The sequence below is a fragment of the Pseudarthrobacter sp. NKDBFgelt genome, assembly GCF_046097905.1.
In the GTDB taxonomy this organism is placed as follows: Bacteria; Actinomycetota; Actinomycetes; order Actinomycetales; family Micrococcaceae; genus Arthrobacter; species Arthrobacter polychromogenes.
Map to the genome: position 1 here is coordinate 1 of NZ_JBJURL010000147.1, position 3,256 is coordinate 3,256.

The 3,256-nt window shown below is 69.6% G+C and carries 2 protein-coding genes; both read left to right on the plus strand.

Features of this window, described 5'->3' with window-relative positions; translation table 11 throughout:
• Positions 1 to 1,951: carboxyltransferase domain-containing protein (locus tag ACKAE7_RS20665; RefSeq protein WP_408980180.1), on the plus strand; the 1,951-nt coding region annotated here is incomplete at its 5' end.
• The coding region (locus tag ACKAE7_RS20670; protein ID WP_408980181.1) for an allophanate hydrolase at positions 1,948 to 3,256 on the plus strand (1,309 nt) is incomplete at its 3' end. The genes ACKAE7_RS20665 and ACKAE7_RS20670, both read left to right, overlap by 4 nt.

Below are 3,256 nucleotides of genomic sequence, written 5' to 3' on the forward strand. Positions count from 1 at the left end.
GTGGCCGTTGGGAGGGTCGTTGAGAAACTGCCGGACCACCCGGAGTCGCCGGGCAGTCCCCGTGGACAGCCGGCCCGCCCTGGCCTCGACCTGGGAGCTTGCCGTGACGGAGGGGCCGCACGGTGCCCCCGAGTTTTTCCGGCGCGAGGATATTGACGAGCTCTACGCGTCCGAGTACGAGGTCCACTTCAACTCCGCCCGCACCGGTGTGCGGCTCATCGGCCCCAAGCCGCGCTGGGCTCGCACCGACGGCGGGGAGGCTGGACTGCACCCGTCCAACATCCACGACACCGCCTATTCAGTCGGCGCGCTGGACTTCACCGGTGACACGCCCATCCTGCTCGGACCGGACGGACCCAGCCTCGGCGGGTTCGTCTGCCCGGTCACCGTGGTGACGGCCGAGCGCTGGAAGCTGGGCCAGCTTCGGCCAGGCGACAGGGTCCGGTTCGTTCCCGTCAGTGTCAGCCAGGCGCCGTCGGCCAGGGACCTTGGCCCGGGCCGCCAGCTGGTCCTGCCCGGCGACTCCGGGTGGTCCGGCAGTTTCTCAACGACCCTCCCAACGGCCACACCTGCGCCCGCCGTCGGTCGTCCCGAACGTACGGCGCGGGGAGACGGCGACGACGGCGTGCTGGGCCGGGTGCCGGCAGGCCCCGGAAGGCCTGCTGTCACCTACCGGCGTTCCGGTGACGACAACCTGCTGGTGGAATACGGTGAGATGGTCCTGGACCTCGGCCTTCGTGCCAGGGCGCACGCCCTGCACCAGCACCTCGAGCAGCTCCGCGTGCCCGGGATCGTGGACCTGACCCCGGGAATCCGCTCCCTGCAGATCAAGGTGGACCCGTCGGTCCTGTCCACAAAGAAGCTGCTGGGACTCGTCCAGGAGATCGAGGCAGCCCTGCCGGCGAGCTCGGAGCTCGTGGTTCCGAGCCGTACCGTCCGGCTGCCGCTGTCCTGGGACGACCCCGCCACCCGGGAAGCGATTGAACGCTACATGGCGGGTGTCCGGGACGACGCCCCCTGGTGCCCCTGGAACATCGAGTTCATTCGGCGGATCAACGGCCTGGATTCGGTCAACGACGTGTTCGACACCGTCTTCAACGCCGAATACCTGGTCCTCGGGCTGGGCGACGTGTACCTTGGTGCCCCCGTTGCAACCCCGCTGGATCCGCGCCACCGGCTGGTCACCACCAAGTACAACCCCGCCCGCACCTGGACACCCGAGAACGCGGTGGGCATTGGTGGCGCGTACATGTGCATCTACGGCATGGAAGGCCCGGGCGGCTACCAGTTCGTTGGCCGCACCACCCAGGTGTGGTCGCGCTACGCGGACTCCGCCCCGTTCGAACCGGGTTCGCCGTGGCTCCTGCGCTTCTTCGACCGCATCTCCTGGTACCCGGTCAGCCCGGAGGAACTCCTGGACCTGCGGGCGGACATGGCCGCCGGGAGGGGCCGCGGCGTCGAGATCGAGGACGGCACCTTCTCGCTGGCCGAGCACGAGGTGTTCCTTGAGGAAAACCGCGAATCGATCACCGCCTTCCGGGACAAGCAGGGTGCGGCGTTCGCGGTGGAACGGCAGGCATGGGCCGACGCCGGCGAGTTCGACCGCGCGGAGGCTCTTGCCGCCGTCGTATCGCCGGTTGTGGACGACGTGGCGGTCCCGGACGGCGGATCCCTCGTGGCCGCACCGTTTGCGGCGAGCGTCTGGAAGGTCGACGTCAAGGCCGGGGACCGGGTGGTGCAGGGCCAGCCGCTGGTGTCCCTCGAGGCGATGAAGATGGAAACCGTGCTGGAAGCGCCGTGCGACGGCGTGGTGGTGCGGGTCCTGCCAGCCGCGGGCTCGCAGGTTGTTGCGGGCGAGGCCGTTGTGGTCCTCGGCAGCGAGGACGCGGAAACACAGAACCCGGAAACGCAGGAAGTGGAAGCCCCCGAACTGGAAGAGGCAACAGTATGACCGGCACAACCACCGGTAAGGCCGCCGCACGGGTCCGGGCCGCGCTCGCCGCAGTGGATGCGGTGGACCGGCCGGAAATCTGGATCACCCTCCGCGGGGTGGATGAGCTGCTCACCGAAGCCGCTGCGATCGACACCGCCGCTGCTGGGGGCGCGGACCTGCCCCTCGCCGGGCTCCTGCTCGCCGTCAAGAACAACGTTGACGTGGCAGGCATCCCCACCACGGCGGCCTGCCCCGGCTTTGCGTACACGCCGGAACAGGACGCCGGCGCCGTGGCCCGGCTCCGTGCTGCCGGTGCTCTGGTCCTGGGCGCCACCAACCTGGACCAGTTCGCCACCGGGCTCGTCGGCACACGGAGCCCGCACGGTGCAGTCCGCGATTCCCGCCGCCCGGACTTCATCTCCGGCGGTTCCAGCTCCGGCTCCGCGGTTGCCGTGGCGCTGGGCCTGGTGGACATCGCCATCGGGACGGACACGGCCGGCTCGGGCCGGGTGCCCGCCGGGCTGCAGGGAATCGTGGGCATCAAACCGACGCTGCACGTGGTCTCCACGGAGGGGGTAGTGCCGGCCTGCCGGTCCTGGGACGCGGTCACCATCTTTGCCCGCCACCTGTCCACGGCAGAACTCGCCATGGGGGTCATGGCTGGAGGTGCGCGGCCCTGGCCGGCGAATATCCGGCTGGCTGCGCCGGAGCGGCCACGTGTTGCGTACCCGGCAAGCCTTCCGGCGCTGCCGGCATCCTGGGCAGCGGAGTTCCACCGGAACATTAACCGGCTGCGGGAGCTGGGCGTGGAAGCCGAAGCCATCGACTTCGATGCCTTCCTCGACGCTGCCCGGCTGCTGTACGACGGCGGGCTGGTGGCCGAGCGCTATGCCGCCGTCGGCGAATTCCTTGAAGGTGAATTCCTTGAAGGCGAATACCTTGACAAGGGCGGCGACGGCGCTGGCACCCGAGCGGGCATCGACCCCACCGTGGAGGGCATCATCCGGGCGGCGGGCACAGTGCCTGCCCACCGGTACGTGGCTGATGCGGCCAGGCTGGAAGCGCTGAAGGACAAAGCGATGGCCCAGCTGGAAGGGTTTGATGCGCTGCTGATCCCCACCGCCCCGTTCCACCCCACCCTTGCCGAGGTGGCCGCGGATCCGGTGGGCGTGAACTCGCTGATGGGGACCTACACGAACTTCTGCAACCTGTTCGACCTGTGCGCCGTGGCGGTGCCTGCCGGTGAAGTGGACGGTGCCCAGTTCGGCCTGACCGTGGTGGGCCGGACCTTCGACGACGCCGTCGCCGCCGATATTGCGCGCC